The 21595-nt window shown below is 59.2% G+C and carries 7 protein-coding genes and 1 pseudogene; 5 read left to right on the top strand and 3 right to left on the bottom strand.

Annotated features, from left to right (window positions below):
* The 4 genes from V476_RS24300 (at window position 1) to V476_RS24285 (ending at window position 16336) form a co-directional block, all read left to right on the top strand.
* A complete protein-coding gene (locus V476_RS24300; protein ID WP_050428282.1) occupies window positions 1-13632 on the top strand; it encodes a non-ribosomal peptide synthetase in 13632 nt (4543 codons plus the stop codon).
* Between the two features lie 241 nt (window positions 13633-13873).
* Complete coding sequence (locus V476_RS24295) at window positions 13874-14704, top strand: helix-turn-helix transcriptional regulator (protein WP_024959047.1); 831 nt, start codon at window positions 13874-13876, stop codon at window positions 14702-14704.
* Window positions 14701-16119, top strand: coding sequence for an AdeC/AdeK/OprM family multidrug efflux complex outer membrane factor (gene adeC, locus V476_RS24290; RefSeq protein WP_024959048.1), 1419 nt, complete (start codon window positions 14701-14703; stop codon window positions 16117-16119). The genes V476_RS24295 and adeC overlap by 4 nt, the downstream gene beginning before the upstream one ends.
* A gap of 10 nt (window positions 16120-16129) precedes the next feature.
* On the top strand, window positions 16130-16336 hold the full coding sequence (locus tag V476_RS24285; protein ID WP_003318753.1) for a hypothetical protein: 207 nt from the start codon (window positions 16130-16132) through the stop codon (window positions 16334-16336).
* Between the two features lie 83 nt (window positions 16337-16419).
* Here the strand turns inward: V476_RS24285 and V476_RS24280 are convergent.
* From V476_RS24280 to V476_RS24270, 3 genes and pseudogenes are all read right to left on the bottom strand, one after another.
* Window positions 16420-17071 (bottom strand): annotated as a pseudogene (locus tag V476_RS24280) (helix-turn-helix domain-containing protein); the annotation flags it as partial.
* 97 nt (window positions 17072-17168) lie between these two features.
* A complete protein-coding gene (locus V476_RS24275) occupies window positions 17169-17774 on the bottom strand; it encodes a LysE family translocator (protein ID WP_024959049.1) in 606 nt (201 codons plus the stop codon).
* A gap of 244 nt (window positions 17775-18018) precedes the next feature.
* Window positions 18019-19194: an efflux RND transporter periplasmic adaptor subunit gene (locus tag V476_RS24270; protein ID WP_024959050.1), complete on the bottom strand. Its 1176-nt coding sequence runs from the start codon at window positions 19192-19194 to the stop codon at window positions 18019-18021.
* A 686-nt stretch (window positions 19195-19880) separates the two neighbouring features.
* Here V476_RS24270 and V476_RS24265 point away from each other — a divergent pair.
* The gene (locus V476_RS24265; RefSeq protein WP_024959051.1) at window positions 19881-20669 is read left to right on the top strand and encodes a helix-turn-helix transcriptional regulator; all 789 of its coding nucleotides are present in this window, start codon (window positions 19881-19883) and stop codon (window positions 20667-20669) included.
* The last annotated feature ends 926 nt before the right edge of the window (window positions 20670-21595 follow it).

Genomic DNA, 21595 nt, shown 5'->3' with positions numbered 1-21595 from the left:
TTGAACTCACATAACGATAGTCTCGACCAACTGAAACGCGCCGCACTGTTGCGCCTGCTCAAACAGCGCGGCGCCACGCGGGTTGTCGATAGCGCCCCTGACGAAATAGTTGCCGCGCACCGCGAAGGTCCGCTGCCACTGTCGTTCGCTCAGCAGCGGCTGTGGTTCATCGATCAACTCGATCCAACGGCCAGTGCCGCTTATCACATGCCTGCATCGCTGGTGCTGCATGGCAACCTGGACCGCAGCGCACTCAAGGCAAGCCTTGATCGTCTGGTGGCGCGCCATGAAAGCCTGCGTACGACCTTCCGCCGTGAAGGCGAGCAGCCGGTGCAAATCATTGCAGCGGCCGACTGCGGCTTTAACCTGGTCGAACATGATCTGCGCCATCTGCCCAAGGAACAGGCCGAACAACACGCGGCGCAATTGAGCGAGCAGGAAGCCGCAGCGCCCTTCGACTTGCTGCACGGCCCGCTGATCCGCGGCAGTCTGCTACGCCTGAGCGACACTGAACATCGACTGCTGATTACCCAGCACCACATCATCTCCGATGGCTGGTCGATTGGCATACTGGTCAAGGAATTCGCGGCGCTGTACGAGGCGTTCAGCACCGGCCAGCCCGATCCCCTGCCCCCATTGGCCTTGCAATATGCCGACTACGCGGCCTGGCAACGGCGGCATCTGGAAGGTGAGCGCCTGAGCCAGCACATCGAGTTCTGGCGTAGCCATCTGTCGGGCGCTCCAGCCTTGCTGGCGTTGCCAACCGATAGGCCACGTCCGGCGGTGCAGAGCTACCGGAGCGAAACCCTGAACTTTGATCTGCCGGTTGCGTTGTCCGGTGCCATCACCCGTTTTGCCCAGTCCCGCGCCGCCACCACGTTCATGACGCTCATCGCCGCCTGGGCCGTATTGCTGGGTCGAATCAGTGGCCAGCAGGACGTGGTGATCGGCACCGTGACTGCCAACCGCGACCGGCTGGACGTGCAGGCGCTGATCGGCTTCTTCGTCAACACGCTGGCACTGCGGATACGACTGGATGCCAACCCGACCCTTGATCAGGTACTGCAGCAGGTCAAGGAACTGATGCTGGAGTCCGCCAGCCGTCAGGAAGCGCCATTCGAGCAGGTCGTCGAAGCCCTCAAACCACCGCGCAGTGCCAGCCACAGCCCGGTGTTCCAGACCATGCTCTACACCGATACCGACAGCGCTGGCGGGCAGTTGCAACTGCCTGGCTTGAAGCTCGAATTTTTGCCCTCCCACAATGACAACACCCAGCATGACCTGTCGTTGCACATCGACGAAAGCGGCGAGAACCTGTCTTGCAGCCTGTCGTATTCCACTGCGCTATTCCACGCCAGCACCATCGAGCGCCTGACCGCGCGCTTCGAACGCTTGCTGCGCAGCTTCACCGAAGCGCCGCAGACACGTATCGGCGAACTGCAACTGGACCCTGCGCTGCTGCTGCCCGAAGTCACCGCGCTGGCACCGGTGGCGGAGCGGTTGCCGCTGTCCTATCACCAGGAGCGTATCTGGTTCGTCGACACCTTCGAAACCGGTTACCTGTATGACGCCAACCCGGTGTATCACAACCTCGCGCTGCTACTGGAGCTGTCGGGCGAACTGAACATCGCGGCCCTGCAAACCGCCCTTGACGGTCTGCTGGACCGCCATGCCATCCTGCGCTGCCGTGTACACAGCGACGGCGCCAGCGCCTGGCAGAGTTTCGACGGCCCGGCCCGCCTGACGCTGGAGCAACATCAAGGCAATGCGCACAACATACGCGCACTGGCTGTGGCCGAGACCCGTCGCCCGCTGGACATGAGCGCTGGCAGCCTGGTGCGCGCCAGCCTGATCCGCGCAGACGAGAATAACGGCGTACTGGCCTTGGCCGTGCATCACCTGCTGGCCGACCGCACCTCGCTGCAACTGATCAAACGCGACCTGCTGGCGCTGTATGAAGCCGCTTGTGCCGGGCGTGAGGCCGCGCTGCCGCGAGTGTCTCTGAACTATGCCGATTTCGCCGCATGGCAACGCCAGTTGCCGGCTGCCGTACTGGAAAACCTGCGGGCCTACTGGAGCTACCAACTGCGCGGCAAGCTTCAGGCACTGGAGCTGCCACTCCATCGGCCACGGGCCGCCGTCCATGTGTTCAGTGAGGCGACTCATGAATGTGTAATCGATACAGCACTGAAACGAGGGCTGGAACAACTGGCCGAACGCGTCGGCGTGAGTGCTGCCAGCCTGGCGCTAAGCGCATTCACCGCCCTGCTGCGGCGCTACGCCGGGCACGACGAACTGGTCATCGGCACCAGCGCGGCCTGCCGCGAAGCGGCTCTGCAAAATGTGGTCGGCCCACTGGACAATCTGCTGGTGATCCGCGCTGCCTGTGACAGCGAGACCACCCTGCAAGCCCTGCTCGAGCAGACCGCCAACACCCTGACCGAGGCCCTCCGGCATCGCCACATGCAGTTCGACCAACTGGTGCGTGTGCTCGATCCGGCCAAGGACATGAGCCGTACGGCGCTGTTCGATGTACTGTTCAACTTTCAGCACGTCAGCGACAGCGGCACCATGGTCGCAGGCCTGGAAGTCAACAGCCTGGAAACCAACCTGGGCTACGGCAAGAACGATCTGCACTTGCTGATCAATGCCGGTGAGCTGCTCTGGCACGGCCACCTGACCTACAACGCCGATTTCTTCACCGCTGAATTTATCGATCAACTGATGCGCCATTACGTGCGCTTGTTGCAGGCCTTTGTCGATGCCCCGCAACAGCGTGTTAACGACGTGGCTCTGCTCGATGCCGCCGAGCGCCAACGCCAGGTAATCGATTTCAACGACTCCGAAGCGGCCTGGCCCGACACCCTGACCCTGCATCAAATCTTCGAAGAACAGGCGCGCCGGACCCCGGACAACATCGCGGTCAATCTGGGCGAGGAGCGGCTCAGCTACCGCCAGCTGAACGAACAGGCGAACGGCCTAGCTCATCGTCTGCGTAATGCCGGTGTGCAGCCGCAAGAGCTGGTGGCGATTATCCTTGAGCGCTCGCCGGCGATGATTGTCGCCACCCTCGCCGTACTCAAGGCTGGCGCCGCTTACGTACCGATTGACCCTGGCTCACCGGCCGCGCGAATCGACTACGTGCTGCGTGACAGCGGCACGCGTAAAGCCATTGCCCGTGAGGACATGAGCCCTGCTCTGCTGGCGCTTGGAATCGAAGTCTTCGCCCCGGAGTCGAGCGAAGCCGCAGGCAACAACGCCGAGTTCACGGTCAACCTGCAGAACGTTAATGCCCCAGACCATCTCTGCTACGTGATCTACACCTCCGGCTCCACAGGCGAACCCAAAGGGGCGCTGCTGGAACACCGCAACGTCGTGCGCCTGATGCACAACAGTCGCTCACAATTCACCTTCAATGCCGAGGATGTCTGGTCGCTGTTTCACTCCAATGCCTTCGATTTCTCGGTCTGGGAAATGTACGGCGCCCTGCTCTATGGTGGGCGCCTGACACTGGTACCCGAAGCCCTGCGCCGCGACCCCGAGCAATTGCTGTGTTTCCTCGAAAGCGAGCAGGTCAGCGTACTTAACCAGACGCCATCGGCCTTTCTGCAACTTGCCAGCGCCGCCCTCGGGCGCAGCGATGTAAATCTGCAACACTTGCGTTATGTCATCTTCGGCGGTGAAAGCCTTGAGCCGGGCAAACTGGATGAATTCCACCGAGCTTTTGCCCACGTAGCACTGGTGAACATGTACGGCATCACCGAAACCTGCGTACACGTAACCTATAAGGCCATTGACGCCGAAGATATCGCCGCGGGCATTTCCAATGTCGGCAGGCCGATCCCGACTACTGTGGCCTATATCATGGATGCTCGGCAGGAGCTGTTGCCGATTGGCGTAGCTGGAGAAATCTGTGTCGCAGGTCTGGGCGTTGGTCGTGGCTACCTGAATCGACCTGAGCTGACCGCCGAACGATTTATTGACGATCCGCTGCGTCCCGGTACACGCCTGTACCGCTCCGGCGACCTGGGCAAGCTGCTGGATAACGGCGAAATCGTTCACCTGGGACGCATGGATGCGCAAGTCAAGATTCGCGGTTTTCGCATCGAACTGGGCGAAATCGAGGCCAAACTGCTGGCCTGCGAGGGCGTCCGTGAAGCCCGGGTGTTGGCCCGTGATGACGCAAGTCAAGGCAAACGCCTGATTGCCTACCTGATCGCCGAACCATCGGTCCGCCTGGAAATTGCCGCCCTGCGCAAACAACTGGGCGCCACCCTGCCCGATTACATGATTCCGAGCGCTTTTGTGAGCCTGGCGGCCTACCCGCTGACCAGTAACGGCAAGCTGGATCAGGATGCACTGCCAGCACCGGACCTGGAAGCCATGTCCGAGCGTAGCTACGCCGCTCCAGAAGGCGACACTGAACTGGCCCTGGCGCAGATATTTCAGGAACTGCTGGGCCTGGAGCGTGTGAGCCGGCATGACAGCTTCTTCGAACTCGGCGGTCACTCGCTGTTGGCCGCTCAACTGGTTTCCAGAGTCCGCCAACAGCTGGGCGGCGAGATGATGCTGCGCCAGTTGTTCAGTCACCCGACGGTGGCCGAGCTGGCAAGGGTCGTCGACGGCCTGCAAGCGACCGTTACCGACAGTATTGAACCCATCGAGCGTAACGCGCCGTTGGCGCTGTCCTTTTCCCAGCAACGCCTGTGGTTCCTCGACAGACTCGCTCCTGGTGCCAGCAGCGCCTACCACATGCCGATGTCGCTGCTGTTGCGCGGCGAGCTTGATCATCGCGCGCTCAAGGGGGCGCTCGACCGCCTGGTCGTACGTCATGAGAGCCTGCGCACCACCTTCGAACTGCACGGTGAACAGCCGGTGCAGGTCATCGCTGCTGCGGATAGCGGTTTCACGCTTGCCGAACAGGACCTGCGCTCGCTGTCCTATGAACAGGCCAGCCTCAGCGCTTCACGTATCGCTGACAGCGAGGCCGCTGCACCGTTTGACCTGCGCCAGGGCCCGCTGATTCGCGGGCGTCTGCTGCGTTTGGCCGATGATGAGCACATGCTGTTGATTACCCAGCACCACATCATCTCTGACGGCTGGTCGGTGGGTGTGTTGGTCAACGAGTTGGCCGCCCTCTATCAGGCCTTCAGTAAGCATCAGCCGGACCCGCTGCCAGCCCTGTCAATCCAGTACGCCGACTACGCCGCCTGGCAACGCCGCACCTTTACCGGCGAGCGCCTTGCCGAGCAGGCCGACTTCTGGCGTGAGCACCTGGGTGGCGCGCCGACGCTGCTGTCGCTGCCCACCGACCGGCCGCGTCCGGCGGTGCAAAGCTATCGCGGCGGCGCGGTGCCAGTGACGATCGATGCGACGCTTTATCAGCGTCTGGAGTGCTTTTGCCAGGCTCATAACGTCACCCTGTTCATGGGCCTGCTCAGTGCCTGGTCGGTGCTTATGGCGCGTCTGGGCAACGAACGCGATGTAGTGATAGGCGTGCCGAGCGCCAATCGTGCCCGCACCGAAACCGAGAACCTGATCGGTTTCTTCGTCAATACCCTGGCCCTGCGCGTTGATCTGGCGCAGAACCCGAGCGTGGCCCAATTGCTGGAACAGGTCCGCCAGACCACGCTGGCGGCCCATGAGCATCAGGATATTCCGTTCGAGCAAGTCATCGAAGCCGTGCAGCCACCACGTTCGATGAGTCATAGCCCGCTGTGTCAGGTCGCCCTGTCGCTGGATAACACCAGCATCGGCGGCGAGTTGACCCTGCCGGGCCTTAGCCTGCATCCGGTTTTACAAGCCCATGAAACCGCGCAGTTCGACCTGATGCTGACCCTGGGTAGCGAAGCCGGCACTCTCTCCGGGGTAATCGAGTACGCCAGCGACCTCTTCGATCGCTCCACCGTCGAGCGTTTTGCCCAGCATTTCCATACCCTGCTCGAAGCGATGGTCGAGGATGTCGCGCAACCTGTGCTCGGCCTGCCTTTGCTGAGTGCGGCGCAGCGTCTGGCCTCGCCTGCACTGCTGCAGCCCAAGGCGGTATTCGCCTCGGGCCTGATGGTGCATCAGCGCTTCGAGCAGTTCGCTGCCGCCCATCCGCAGGACATCGCACTGGTCTTTGGCGGGCAAGAGGTGAGTTACCAGGCGCTCAATCGCCGCGCCAACCGTCTGGCCCGTGAGCTGCTTGGCCAAGGCGTGCGTCCCGATGACCGGGTAGCGATCCTCGCAGAGCGCGGCACGCAGATGATTTGCGCGGTGCTGGCGGTACTCAAGGCCGGTGCGGCCTACGTACCGCTTGACCCGGCTTACCCCACCGAACGTCTCGGCTACCTGCTGACAGACAGTGCGCCGGTGGCGTTGCTGGCCCAGTCGGCCTGCCTCGACGTGCTGCCGGCGCACAGCGTGCCGGTACTGAACCTCGGCGCGGATAACGACAGTGCCGATTTGGCGGATGAATCGCTGGACTGCAACCCTGAGCCTGCAGCGCTGGGTCTTTCCCGCGAGCACTTGGCGTACGTCATTTACACCTCAGGGTCTACAGGCCTGCCCAAAGGTGTGCTGGTGGAGCACGGCAACGTGGCACGCCTGTTCGACGCCACTGCCGGGCAATTCAACTTCGGGCGCGAGGATATCTGGACGCTGTTCCACTCCTTCGCCTTCGACTTCTCGGTCTGGGAAATCTGGGGAGCGCTGTGCTACGGCGGCAAACTGGTCATCGTCCCGAGTGAGGTGGCGCGCTCGCCGGATGACTTCTATACGTTGGTCTGCGAGCAGCAGGTCACCGTTCTGAACCAGACGCCAAGCGCTTTCCGCCAGTTCATTCAGGCGCGCGAACGCAGCCCGCAAGAGCATGCGCTGCGTGAAGTGGTGTTCGGGGGCGAGGCTTTGGACTTCCGCAGCCTGCAGCCCTGGACTGTACGCACACCGCTGTCGCGCACCCGTCTGGTGAACATGTACGGGATCACGGAAATCACCGTGCATGCCACGTACTACCCGATCAGCCAGTCGGAAATCGACACAGCCATGCCAAGTCTGATCGGCCCGGCGCTAGATGACCTGTGTCTGCGCATTCTCGACGACTACCAGCAGCCGGTGCCGGCGGGCGTCAATGGCGAGATTTATATCGGCGGTGCCGGGGTCGCCCGGCATTACCTGAACCGCACGGAACTGAATGCCGAACGTTTTATTGCCGACCCGTATGCCATGCAAAACGGCGCGCGCCTCTATCGTACCGGTGACGTTGCGCACTACCGCAGCGACGGCGGTGTGGTCTACGTCGGCCGCAATGACTCGCAAATCAAGATTCGCGGTTTTCGTATCGAGCTGGGTGAGATCGAGGCGCAATTGCTCGCTTGCCCGGAGGTCCGTGAAGCAATGGTTATCGTGCGTGAGGATCGCCCCGGCGACAAACGCCTGGTCGCCTACCTGATTGCCGAGAACGGCACCGCGCCCGAGTCAGCGCTTCTGCGCAACCAACTGGCCAGCGTGCTGGCCGAACACATGCTGCCTAGTGCCTTTGTGACCCTTGAAAGCTGGCCGCTGACGACCAACGGCAAGCTGGACCGTGCCGCCCTGCCCGCGCCGGACCAGTTGGCGACGGTCAGTCGTGAGTACGAAGCGCCGCTAGGCACTATCGAAACCACCTTGGCCGGTGCATGGCAGGAATTGCTCGGGGTTGAACGTGTCGGTCGCCAGGATCATTTCTTCGAACTGGGCGGCCATTCTTTTCTGGTCATCAGCCTCATAGAGCGCTTGCGTCAGATCGGCTTATTGCTGGACGTGGGGACGGTGTTCTCGGCACCGACCCTGCAAGCCATGGCCGCTGTCCTGGCGGGCGGCACTACGGCGGAACGGGTCGCCCCGGCGAACCTGATTCCCCTCGACTGCACGGCGTTGACCCCGGACATGCTGCCGCTGGTCAAGCTTACCCAGCAGGAACTGGAACATATCGTTGCCGACGTAGCAGGCGGCGTCGCCAATGTTCAGGATATCTACCCACTGTCGTCGTTGCAGGAAGGCATCCTCTTTCACCATCTGTTGCAGTCAGAAGGCGACGCCTACCTGATGCGCACCATTGCGACCTTCGACAGCCGTGACTTGCTCGACAACTTCCTCGGCGCACTGCAAGTGGTGATCAACCGCCACGACATCATGCGCAGCTCCTTGCGCTGGCAAGGTTTGTCGCAACCGGTACAGGTGGTGCATCGCCAGGCGACGTTGCCAGTCATTCAGCTCGACGCCGCGCCAGGCGAAGACGCCTTGCAGATGTTGCGCGAACGCACCGACACCTACCATCTGCGTCTGGATCTGCAACAGGCACCGCTGATAGCCGCGTATATCACTTACGATACCCGGCAGGAAAAGTGGTTGATGGCGTTGCTGGACCATCACCTTATCAGCGACAACGTCACCCTGCGTCTGATCATGGGCGAGATCCAGGCGGTGATGGACGGACGCGCGGACAGCCTGCCGCCCTCGCAGCCGTATCGCAACTTCATCGCTCAGGCTGCCTGCGTTTCCCAGGCCGAACATGAAGCCTATTTCCGGCAACTGCTGGGGGATGTCGATACCACCACCGCGCCCTACGGCGTGCTCGATGTGCGTGGCGGCGACGCAGTCATCCTGCGCTCGGTGCAGGAACTGAGCGACGACCTCAGCGCGCGGGTCCATAGCACCGCACGGGCCCAGGGCGTGCCCACCTCGGTGCTGTTCCACGCGGCATGGGGTTTGGTGGTGGCCGCCACCAGCGGACGCGACGACGGGATTTTCGGTACGGTGCTTTCCGGACGTTCCCAAGGCACCTCCGGCGCCAACCATGCGCTGGGGATGTTCATCAATACCTTGCCGATGCGTATTCGCCTGCAACAGAACAGCGTGCGCGATATCGTTCAGGACGCCTACCAACAGCTCAGCGGCCTGCTGACCCACGAACAGGCACCTCTGGCCCTGGCGCAGCGCTGCAGTGCGGTGGATGCATCGCTGCCGATGTTTACCGTGATCCTCAACTGCCGTCACGGTGATTTGACGGACACTGCCGGGGAAAACGTCGAGGATCTGGCCGGGCGGGAAGGCATTCATTTCCAGGAATCCGAAACCCGTACCAACTACCCGATCGAAATTGCCGTGGCCAATGAGGGCAGCGGGTTTTCGCTGACTGCGCAGTCCATCAGCGGTATCGATCCGCATCGGATTGCCGCTTACCTCGGTCAGGCGGTTGCCGAGCTGGTCAATGCCCTTGAGCAGGATCCGGCACGCCTGGCAAGCAGCCTGGAAGTGATTCCGCAGGCCGAGCGGCAACTGCTGCTCAACGACTTCAACGACACTGCCAACGACTTCGCACCGGTCGTGCCGATCCATACCTTGTTCGAAGACCAGGTCCGCCGCAATCCTGACGCCGTGGCGCTGGTCTACGAAGACCGCCAGCTAAGCTATCGCCAGCTCAACCGCCGTGCCAACCACATAGCCCGGCAACTGCTGCAACTTGGTGTACAACCGGACGAGCGCGTGGCCATCTGCGCCGAGCGCAGTCTGGATATGATTGTCGGCCTGCTGGGGGTGCTCAAATCAGGCGCCGCCTACGTGCCGATCGACCCTGCCCACCCAACTGACCGCATGGCCTTCATGCTGCAGGACAGCCAGCCGCGTGCGCTGCTGACCCAGAGCGCCCTCAGTCTGCCGGCCGGCGATACACCACTGATGCTGCTCGACAGCGCTGAATCGCTGCTGGCGGCGGATGATCAGGCGTTCGATGCCAATCCGCTGGTCGACAGCCTGACGGCGGAAAACCTGGCCTACGTGATCTACACGTCAGGCTCCACAGGCCAGTCGAAAGGTGTGATGGTCGAGCATCACTCGGTGTTCAACTTCTGGAACGTGCTGACCCGCACGACCCACCAGCATTGCCCTACCCCGGCCACCGTGGCGCTAAATGCCGGCTTCTTCTTCGACATGTCGATCAAAGGCATCTCGCAATTGTTCTCCGGCCACACGCTGGTGATCATCCCGCAACTGCTGCGTGCCAACGGCAGCGAACTGCTGGACTTCCTCGAAGCCCATCAGGTTCATGCCTTCGACTCGACGCCGTCGCAGCTCGACACCCTGCTCTCGGCCGGTTTGCTGGAACGCAGCAGCTATCAGCCGGTCAGCGTGCTGCTGGGTGGCGAAGCGATTAACGCCAGCACCTGGGAGAAACTGCGCAACTGCCCGACCATCCGCTTTTACAACATGTATGGCCCGACCGAATGCACAGTGGACGCGACCATCGATCTGATCCGCGATCTGGGTGAAAAACCAAGCATCGGCCGCCCCATCGCCAACGTTCAAGTGCATGTTCTGGATGCGCGTGGCGAGCCGGCGCCACTGGGCGTCGTCGGTGAAATTCACATTGGCGGTCGCGGTGTGGCCCGCGGTTACCTCAACCGTGACGAGCTGAGTGCCGAACGTTTCATCGTCGACCGGTTCTCCGATGTCGCCAATGCACGCCTTTACAAAACCGGCGACCTGGGTCGCTGGCTGGCAGACGGCACGCTGGAATACATGGGCCGCAACGACTTCCAGGTGAAGGTTCGCGGCTTCCGTATCGAGCTGGGTGAAATCGAAAACGTTCTGCTGGCCATGCCGGGCATCCGCGAGGCGATAGTGATTGCCCGCAATGATAACCAGGGAGACTCGGACAGCCAGCGCCTGGTCGCGTATGTCTGTGGGGAAGCGGTGGCGGCCGAACACTTGCGCGCCGAACTACTCAAGCATCTGCCTGAGTACATGGTGCCCAGCGCTTTCGTCCATCTGGACGCACTGCCGCTGACTGCCAACGGCAAGCTCGATCGCCGCGCGCTGCCTGCCCCCGGCCAGGACGCATTGGCCAGCAAGGTATACGAGGCGCCGCAAGGCGAAACCGAAGAGGCCATCGCCGAAATATGGAAAGCCCTGCTGCATCTGGACCAGGTGGGCCGTAACGACGGGTTCCTTGAGCTGGGCGGCCATTCGTTGCTCGCTGTGCAGTTGCTGTCACGACTGCGGCGCAAGCTTGGTACACGAATCACCTTGCGTGAGCTCTTCGACGCACCGACCGTGCGTGGCCTGGCTTCATTGGTCAACGCCACTGCGCCCAGTGAAGCGCAATCGATCCCGAAGGCCAATCGTTCGGGCCGCCTGCCGCTGTCCTTTTCCCAGCAACGTCTGTGGTTCCTCGATCATCTGGATCACGCGGCCGGCGCGGCCTACCACCTGCCGATGGCGTTGCGCCTGACAGGGGAACTCGATGCGCCTGCCTTGCAGGCAACCCTGGACCGCCTGGTTGCACGCCACGAAACCCTGCGCACGCGTTTTGAACTGGTGGACGGTGAACCGGTGCAGAAGATCGCCCCGGCCGATACCCGCTTTCCGCTGTTGCACAAGGATCTGCGCGATCTTTCCAGTGACCAGCGCACGGCGACCCTGACCCGTCTGGGTCAGGAAAATGCCACGCAACTGTTCGATCTGACCAAGGGCCCGATGCTGCGCGGGCATCTGCTGCAGGTCGCGGATACCGAACATGTGCTGTTGATCACGCTGCACCACATCGTCTCCGATGGCTGGTCCAACAGTGTGCTTGCCCAGGAAGTGAGCGTGCTTTACGCCGCCTTCAGTCAAGGCCAGAAAGACCCGCTGCCAGCGCTGCCACTGCAATACGTGGACTACGCCGCCTGGCAACGGCAATCCCTTGACGGCCCGGCGCTGCAAGCTCAGATCGACTTCTGGCGCACGCATCTGGAAGGTGCGCCAAGCGTATTGAACCTGCCACTGGACCGTCCGCGCCCAGCCATCCAGAGCTACACCGGCGGGATGATCGACTGTGTGCTCTCGCCAGAGCTGAGTGCCGACTTGCGTGCCTTCAGTCAGGCTCAGGGCAGCACATTGTTCATGGTCCTGCTGGCAGGCTGGTCGATGCTCATGAGTCACCTCAGCGGCCAGAATGATGTAGTAGTCGGTACGCCTGTCGCCAACCGTCAACGCCCGGAGCTGGAGCCATTGATCGGCTTCTTTGCCAATACGCTGGCATTGCGTGTGGCAACCTGCCGAGAGACCCGACTGAGTGAAGTGCTCGGTCGGATCAAAGACATCACTCTGGCTGCCTACAGTCATCAGGATCTGCCGTTCGAGCAAGTGGTAAGCGCCTTGCAGCCAACCCGCAGCATGAGCCACAGCCCATTGTTCCAAGTGATGCTGAGCCTGGACAACACGCCCCCTTCGGTGCTGCAAATGCCCGGCCTGGAGGTCGAGTCGATCGACAGTGCCCATATCACCACGCAGTTCGACCTTTCGTTGTCACTCGCCGATACCGGCGAAAGCCTGAGCGGCGGCCTGCAATACTCCAGCGACCTGTTCGACAAAACCACTGTGCAGACCATCATGCAGCTGTTTTCCAGGGTTCTGGAGAACATGGTGACTGACGCACAGCAGTCGATCGGTCAAGTGCTGGACAATACGCCAGCGCTGCCGAGTTCGGCGCATACCGCGACTGTCGCTGCGACGGTCGAGGACGAACAACCTGAAGACCTGCCTTACGAAGCGCCCGAAGGCGACACCGAGATCGCCCTCGCCAACCTCTGGAAGGAGTTGCTCAAGCTGGACAAGGTCAGTCGCCATGACGACTTCTTCAGGCTGGGCGGTATTTCGCTGATGGCCGTGCAGATGGCGTCGCGTTTGCGCAAGGTACTCGGCAAACCGATCGCTGTCCGCGATCTGTTCATCGAGCCGACCATTGCCGGTTTCGCCAGGACACTGGACAGCCAGACACGTCCCGGCCATCACAGCAATCTGGTACCGGTCCGTCGCACTGGCTCGAAAAGGCCGCTGTTCCTGGTCCACCCGTTGGGCGGCGAAGTGCAGTACGTGCGCGATCTGGCCGCGGCAATCGACCCACAGGTGCCGCTCTATGGCTTGGCCGCCAGTGGCCTGGCAGCTGGAGAGAAGCCGCTGCTTGAGGTGCCGGCCATGGCTGCGCATTACCTGGCAGCGATTCGCCAAGTACAACCGCGAGGGCCTTACCGGATCGGCGGCTGGTCTGCAGGTGGTCTTATCGCTTATGAAATGGCCCGCCAACTGCAATCCAGCGGCGAACAGCTGGAGTTCCTCGGCATCATCGACACCTCCGCGCGTCTTGAGCAGCAAGCGCCGGAGGTATTGAGCGAAGGTCAATTCCTGATGAGCTGGCTACCCGAGCAGCTTGATCCCGAGGTTCTCCGGCAGCTCACCGAGCTGGCCAGCGCGGATGCCGTCGAGGAAATGCTGGCATTTTGCATGGCACAGCGCCTGCTTCCGGAAGAACTGCCGCAGAACGTCGATGCCACCATGCTACGCAGCCATCTTGCGGTGGCCCATGCGACCCACATCGCCATCAGTGCCTATGTCAGCCTGCCCGCCCCGCTTCACGTGACACTGTTTACCGCCAGCGGGCAGGAGCGCACCGATCCGCTGCTGGGTTGGGGGGCTTTGCTTGAGACACCGGTGAGCGTTACAGCGCTTCCCGGCACCCACGACACACTGGTCAGGGCGCCTCACGTCAGCGCATTGGGCCAGGCGATCTCGCGAGCGCTCGACAAGGAGCCCGTCCAAATGAGCAGCAGTGAAGAGGTCCATGTTCGATAGCCGCACTTTCTGACGGGTAACCGCTCGGTTGTGCAGGATGTCCCGGTATCCCGTGACAGACTTTTCCTGCACAACTCAGCTTAATTGGAGCCTCAAGCTGAATCGTTTCTTGTGAAGATAATCGCGCTTGATACCGGATTCGAGTGATGTTGAGGCGCGAAGGATTTGAGCGGTCTTAGGGCCGAATTCACAGTCTGGGCGACAGAATTGCACGCAACTTCTGATCTTCAGGAATGGACATATGAACCGACAAGTGAATGCCAAAGATGAAGTGAAAACGCACGTTTATCTGGAACTCGGGAAGCTGGTGTCTAGCGTCGGAGATGACATGTTTCTGAGCAACATGTACCAGTTAATCAATACATCGCTGGCTGTAAGCCGTGTGGAACTGAGCGAGTGGACCGTTGATGACAGTCAGGCGACGGTGACCGATGTACAGTTGCTGGGCTACGCGGGCGCTGAGTTGAATCCGCAGATGCAAACGGTGTGTCCGACCCGTGCCAGACACCGCAGCGACCATCCACTGGTCAAGCGCGTGCTGGAGGTAGAGGACGACCTGCTGATTCACCTGAACGCCCGGATGAAAAACCAGCAAGGCAATGACTGTCTCGGAACCTCCCACCAGTGCAGCATGATTTCGCGCAAGGCCAATCGCTGTTGTGTGATCTCACTGCACCGTCCGCAAGCTGACAAAGATTACTCGTTGCAAGAACTGTCTTTTTTGAAATACCTCTCGGAGGCCCTGCTGCCTTTGTCGGAGCGCCATGCCCGCGCCCATCGCCAATCCGGTATGAAAAGCGCTGGGGGGCCGCTGTCCCATGGCCCGCTTTCCCTCGAGCACAAGCAATTGCAAAGCGAGTTCAACGAGCGCTTGCGTGCCTGCGACGTCTCACTCTCGGCACGGGAGAAAGAGGCATGTCTGGAATTCCTCGCGGGCAGCACAGTTCCTGAAATCGCAGAGAAGCTTTGCGTCAAGAGCAGTTCTGTCGAAACCTATCTGAAACGCTCCGCCGCCAAGCTGGGTATCAGCGGTCGACATGGGCTGGCCAAGTGGCTGGTATGCGCAGAATGAACAAATCCGTTAGCCCATGGCTATTTGCCGTACTGTCGTTGAGCGGCTGCTCGTTGATTCCGGACTATCAGCGCCCGGCAGCCCCGGTTGCCGCACACTACCCACAATCTTTCGACTCGGCGCCAGCGCTTTCTGGCCCACTGGCGGCGGACATGGGATGGCGTGACCTGTTCCGCGACCCTACGCTGCAACAACTTATCGAAAGCGCCCTGCTCAACAATCGTGACTTGCGCGTGGCAGCACTCAACGTCGAGGCCTATCAAGCGCAATATCGCATTCAGCGCGCCGATCTGTTTCCCGCGATCAGCGCCACGGGCAGCGGTACCCGTCAACGCCAGCCCGCCAGTATCACGCAGACCGGCGGACCGGTGACCAGCGGTACTTATTCGGCGACGCTGGGCATCAGTTCCTATGAACTGGATTTGTTCGGACGCATACGCAGCCTCAGCGATCAGGCCTCGCTCACCTATTTGTCCAGCGAAGAGGCCCAGCGCAGCGCTCAACTCAGTCTGGTGGCGAGTGTCGCCACCGCTTACCTTACCTGGCGTGCCGACCAGGAGCTGTTAGCCTTGACTCAGGACACGCTGATGTCCTACGAAAAAAGCCTGAGGCTGACCACTCGTAGCCAGCAAGTCGGCGCTTCCTCGTCACTGGACCTGGCCCAGTCGCGTACATCGGTGGAGAGCGCACGAGCAAGTCTGGCGATGTTCCAGCGCCAGGTCGCCCAGGACCTCAATAACCTGACCTTGCTGGTGGGCACGGCGGTTGCGGACACCGCGCCCAGCCGTCCGTTGTCCTCGGAATGGCTCGCTGAAGTGCCTGCGGGGCTGCCTTCTGACCTGCTGCAACGACGCCCGGACATTCTGGAAGCCGAATACCAGTTGCAGTCGGCCAACGCCAGTATCGGGGCTGCGCGAGCGGCGTTCTTCCCGAGTATTACCCTGACGGCCAACGCCGGTACATCCAGCACCGAGCTGTCCGGCCTGTTTAAAGCGGGTTCGGGAGGCTGGGTGTTTTCGCCGCAGATCAATATCCCGATTTTCAACGCCGGCAGTCTGCGGGCAAGCCTTGATTATTCGAAGATCCAGAAGGATATAAGCGTTTCAAAGTACGAAAAATCGATACAGACCGCCTTTCAGGAGGTCTCCGATGGTCTGGCTGCGCGCCAGACCTACAAACGTCAGCTGAAAGCGCAGAGCGACCTTGTACAGGCAAGCCAGGAGTATTACAGCCTTGCCGAACGCCGCTATCGCATTGGCGTCGATAGCAGCCTGACATTCCTCGACGCACAACGCTCTTTATTCAGCGCTCAACAAACCCTGATCACCGACCGACTGTCGCAGCTGACTGCCGAAGTCAATCTCTACAAGGCGCTGGGCGGCGGCTGGACAGAGCGTACATCAAAACCCTTGTGAGGAACTGAAGATGGGCACATTCGAACCAGGAGCACATGTACGCCTTCGCTCGGGCGGCAAAATCATGGTGGTCAAGCATGAAGCTGCGATCACTCCTCTCCCGGACACTCTGCTGGTGATGTGCGAGTACCGGTCAAAGAATCGTCTGGTGCAGGGCTTTTATTCGGAGCGGGATTTGATCCTTGCGCGCCGCGAGCCAATGCCCAATCATGACTGAGAGCAACCCGGCCTAGCGGGTTGCGTCGCATCAGGAACCACTTGGGCGTCGCAGGGATTGCAGCAATCGCTGAACCGGTACTAAATGACACTGATCATTTGACCCGCAGGCAGTCCGGTGCAGTAGATGACATTGCGATAAGCGGCTTGATCAGTTGCTCTTGTGCAAGCATGTTCTGGCTGTGCAAGCTGTAGAGTCTGTCCCTGGTCTGGCTGGTCATAACAGAACATCAACGCTTTATTCGGGCGTTTCGGATATCCCCCCGCCACCCTTACTGGATTTTTCTTCGACGTCCGAACCGCTGTGCAGTTCTGATACGTTTGCCAAGTGTGGTCTTATGTTGTTGGCGGCCCATATGCGCTGGACGCTGGCCGGCGATATACCGACAAGCTTCGCCATGCTTCGACAGCTCCAGCGAGCGTGACCTACACACGGCTGAGTGACTTGATCAAGGGCTTTCCTCAAGGCTTCCGCTGGCAGGGATGACTTGCGGCCTCTTCCAGGCAGATCCACCAGACCTTGCAGGCGCAGCTCTCGGAAGCGCTTGCACCAGCGGGTGACTGAAACAACCGATAGCCCGGTCAACCTGGCAATCTCGTTACGCGAGCAGCCTTGTGCAGCGAGCAAAATCACCTGCGCCCGGCGGCCTTCGCGCTGACTGACCGTGATGGATTCAAAGCGCCGATTCAACTCGACCTCTTCATCTTCACTGAGCACAATGCCACGGTAGCTCACGTGACCACTCCACTCATTATTAACCTCATAAGTACAATCAACGGTCGGTACACATTTAATAGATGGCGTATGGCGGGGTACTGTCGGGTTGAATAACTCAGGCGAAGATCGCGGTGGTGGCCACGTTATACAAGGCAATAATCGCGAACAGTCCAATGACCAATGAAACAAATCGGTTGACTCGATTGCCCGATAGTAACGAGGGTAGCTTTCGGCCGAAAAATGCGCCCAACGCGACCCACGTTATTCCGACAGGAATAACGACCAACGAAAAAACAGTCATGAATGCCCCATAACTTTCCAAGTGCAAAAAGGTTCCAGCGGGCGCTATGATCGTAGCGAAAAACAGCCCTTTTGGATTGTTGAGTGTTGCCAAAAACAACGCTCGGATCGAAATCGGCGCTGACTTTCCATCGGTGTCCTGTTGAATCGAAAACCATAATTTCAGAGAAATATAGAACAGGAACATCACGGCCAGAACTTTGGTCGCGACCACCACCCAGCCATAGTTTTCGATCATTGCGTCGATGGACAAACCCCAGGAGGTGATCTGAATCAGATAAGCCGCCCACTCGGCAGCGACCAGCTTCAGCGAATACATGCCCAGCCCGCGACTGATGCCTGATTGCAGCAGCAGCGAATTAGTCGGCCCTGGCACCAGCAGCAAGGTGAGCATTGCAATTGCAACGTAATACATGGCCATACCCAACACTCCAAAATAGATTTTTTTCCAGCTCGCCGGGGTTTTCAAACATGAACACCACTGGCGCATGGGCAAACGCCTAAGCCTTCAGGACATTGCTGAAGCTGGCATCGATTGTTAATCCACGGTTGACCTTGTTTTACTACGTACGCCCATTTCATTAACAAGGCGCTTACAACGTATCCGTTATCGATTTGACGCAGACTTACTGCCGCCCTCGATGTCTTGTTAGTCGGCCTCCCCTTCAAGCACCCTCCACACCGCCCCGCTCTCCGATGACAACCCTGTCGCCGGCTTTGAGCCCCGAAAGTACTTCGACCCTGACCTGGTTATTGATACCTGGCACCACGTCCGCTGTTCTGACCTCGTCACCTTCACCCAGAACTCTTACGCTGTAGGTGCCGTCTTCCCGCCGGTCACCCAGCGCGGCAACAGGAATCGTCAACACGCCCTCCTTCGCCTCCAGCACAATTCGGACGTTAGCGGTCATGTCGATGTAGAAGCGGCTTTCAAGGTTGGGGACATCAAAAAGGGCGTTGTAGAAGACGGCTTTACTGTTTTCGCCTGTTGCTCCGGACTGGCTTGCAGCGTCCACAGGACCTGGTTCGATCGCCTTGAGGGTGGCGTTATAGCGCTTATCAGGATCGCCCGGGATAGTGAAGTAAACCGCAAGACCGGGTTTGATTTTGAGCACGTCGGCTTCGGAAACCTGCGCCTTCACGGTCATGGTGTCGAGTTGCGCCATCTTCAGAATGACCGGTGCCATCTGGTCTGCAATGACGGTCTGGCCCTCCTGAGTGACGATGGCGAGGACCTGACCATCCATTGGTGCGAAGATTCGTGTGTAGTCGAGTTTGATGCGTGCCGCTTCTTCCTGCACGCGGGCGGTCTGCAATTGTGCGGTGAGCGAAACCAGATTGGCGCGCTGGGCCTCCAGCTCAAATCGAGCCTTGTCCTGATCCGCTTTGGAAACCGCCGTCGTGGAGCCCAGTGCCTGGTATCTGCGATCATTCGACTCGGCAAGCTTCAACTTATGCAGCGTCGCGTCCCGTTCAGCCGTGAGTTGTTCGATTTTGACGACCGCCTGGCGCAGAGCATTTCTGGCGGGCAGAGGGTCGATCTCTGCCAACAGCTGGTTTTTTTTGACCATGTCACCAGGTTTGACCTTCAAGGACTGCAATTGCCCGGAAACCTGTGCGCCGACGTCCACCTGATTACGCCCATGGAGCACGCCTTGTGCCATGACGGCGTACTCCATGTCCGTAACTTCCGCTGCGGCAGAGAGAAAAGCTGTCTCTTCTTCCCCGCTTGCGCCCTTATAGAAGGCGTAGCCAGCCAGCGAGATCGTTAGATCGATCAACACGAGTCTCAAAAGGATTTTGCGGAAATTCAATTTCCGGAAAAAGCCGACAATGCTCACTGTATTCCCCGCCTAATGGGCTTCCCGGATCTCGGATGATTCAACGGCTCAACACTTAAATAAAGGGCGTACATGAGAATATCTACTTAGCCACTACCGCTGTCCTGCGAGGCAGGCGCTCAGTCTGCAGCCATGCACTAATGGAAACATCAGGACCTGTGTGCGTCTGTCCCCGCATTCAGGGACATTATCGCGGGGCGTCGCCGGATGGTTGTGTCTGAAACGCAAAAACGAAACATATTTTGAGCACCCTACAGCGATCACGTGAGGCAATGGACTCTTGGCATGAAGAACTTTATTTTTGAGACAGATGGCCCGCCATGTCTTTCGTCGCAGACGTCACGCTTTAGTAGTTGTAATCGCGACGTATCGAAGAGGCCAGCCACGCAAAAGATCTTTTATTCTGAGACTAATATCGGGTTCCCGCTTAGGGGTTTGTCACTTGCTAGTGAGCACCGTCGGCGCTGGCTATCCGGCCTCTAGCGAGACGCTTGTCCCCCTTTTCCCCTACAGACTGGGTATGGCCTCTATGTGTAAATTCTCTAATGCACTAGTAACATTGTCCTACAATCAGACAGTATACTCATTGCTAGGTATGAGACGGCTGCCCTGTATGCGAGGTTGCTTTTGGTTCGGCTGGAGATTAACGCCATGGGGGCGAATGTGTAATGGAAGCCAATCTACAAATGACGGGTAATCAGTCAGCGTATTTTCTGGAGCTCGGGAAGTTAATCGCAAGCGTGGGTGATGCAGGATTCGCTTCGAACATGTACCAAATCATCGCGGCCAGCGTTCCCATCGATTGCCTCGACCTGAGCGAATGGACGATCGACGAGAATGAAGGAAGCGTTATCAGCATCCAGCCTCTGGGGCAGGAGACCGCCGATCACAAACCGATGATTGTAACCGTGTCGCAGAACCAGGAGACGCTGCTCGCTCGAATGCTCAGTGTTGACGACTTTCTGCTCGTTCATCTGAAACTACCCAGCAGCGTTGGACAGGCCAGCTCTGGCCCGACAGGTACCTATCACTGCAATCTGGTGTCGCGCAAGTCGAACAGGCGCTGTGTCATTTCCTTGCACCGCGACCATCATCAACGTGATTTTTCACTTCACGAATTATCGTTTTTGAAGAATTTCTCAGAGGCCCTGTTGCCCCTGTTGGACAGACATGCCCAGACAACCCGTACTTTGTGCACTGCGCATGCTGACAACGAAGCCGTTACACAGGGCGGCCAGCAGCTTCAACGCGAGTTCAACGATAAGCTGAGTCAAGCGGAGGTCCGGTTGTCATTGCGTGAAAAAGAAATATGCCTTGGCATATTGGCTGGCGCTACGGTTCCAGAGCTTGCCGACAAACTGCATGTCAAGAACAGCTCCATCGAAACCTACCTCAAGCGCGCCGGAGCGAAGCTTGGTGTGAAGGGGCGACACGGTTTGGTCAAGTGGATGACAGGCGTATCTCAAACAGCCTGAGCCCGCCCTGCGCCGCAGCGCGGTTTTACCTGTCTGATCGTCTCGCCCAGCGGGTGGCCGAAGCCAATCTGCACCAGGTGCTCGGTGATGTTGCCTGTGTCGCACCGCCAGCCAACCGCCCCTCCATCGGCTAAACCGAGTGAGGCTACTGTTGTACAGCGATAGTTTTATAAAATGCCTGTAGCGAAGTCAGCAAACACTAAAATAAAAAACAAGCGCCCCCCTGATGAAGGGCGTTGTGATGCGCACTTACTGTGCACTATCGTACCCGTGGGTACTTATTCACTTGCTATCGAGGAGGATAACTAGTATGGCGTGCCTGTCCGGAGCGTCATGCCGCTTCGCTGCTGTCCAGCACATCCAGTAATACTGCGCGGAATGACACCCAGCGTTATAAGCGTCACGTGTGATCTCTCTCTTATTATTAAGCTTTTTTCATTGCAATTCAGGTGTGAAACATGAACTATATGGTTAGTATTCGGTCATACGCTCAGATGGATTTATTTAAGGCCCCTTCGATCAATATGATCACCTTAATATAAAAAATGGTGCAACACGCCCCCGTATTGCCACCCCCGCGTGCGTACGTGGACAACATGGACAGGGATAGGAGTTGATCGTCATGCCAACGTTACTCGCTGCCTTTAGATCGCCGCCGCAGGCGTTATGGCTTCACTCTGTGGGACGATTGTCATCAGACAACCCTCTAGTTACTCAGAGTGATTCGCATTTCCCTGCGCTGCCTGGCGCACCTCAGACTCAATAAACATCGATAAAAGAAGTTATCACTATTAACGAGTGCATTGCTTATGGTTAGCATTCTCGCTTTTCTTAACACGCATGACTTTTTACTAGTTCATGCTCTTGGGCAACGGTATCGCTCCACGTTCAACCTCTTGTTAAGTCAGTATAAATTTTGTATGACG

Origin of the sequence: Pseudomonas syringae KCTC 12500 (assembly GCF_000507185.2) — a bacterium.
Taxonomy (GTDB): domain Bacteria; phylum Pseudomonadota; class Gammaproteobacteria; order Pseudomonadales; family Pseudomonadaceae; genus Aquipseudomonas; species Aquipseudomonas syringae.
The sequence above is the reverse complement of the archived record's forward strand: the minus strand, read 5'-3'. Positions and strand labels throughout refer to the sequence as shown.

Excerpts from the sequence above, each read along its gene's own strand:
- V476_RS24295 (WP_024959047.1), top strand. The coding sequence starts at position 13,874 with ATGAACCGACAAGTGAATGCCAAAGATGAAGTGAAAACGCACGTTTAT.
- adeC (WP_024959048.1), top strand. The coding sequence starts at position 14,701 with ATGAACAAATCCGTTAGCCCATGGCTATTTGCCGTACTGTCGTTGAGC.
- V476_RS24285 (WP_003318753.1), top strand. The coding sequence starts at position 16,130 with ATGGGCACATTCGAACCAGGAGCACATGTACGCCTTCGCTCGGGCGGC.
- V476_RS24275 (WP_024959049.1), bottom strand. The coding sequence starts at position 17,774 with ATGGCCATGTATTACGTTGCAATTGCAATGCTCACCTTGCTGCTGGTG.
- V476_RS24265 (WP_024959051.1), top strand. The coding sequence starts at position 19,881 with ATGACGGGTAATCAGTCAGCGTATTTTCTGGAGCTCGGGAAGTTAATC.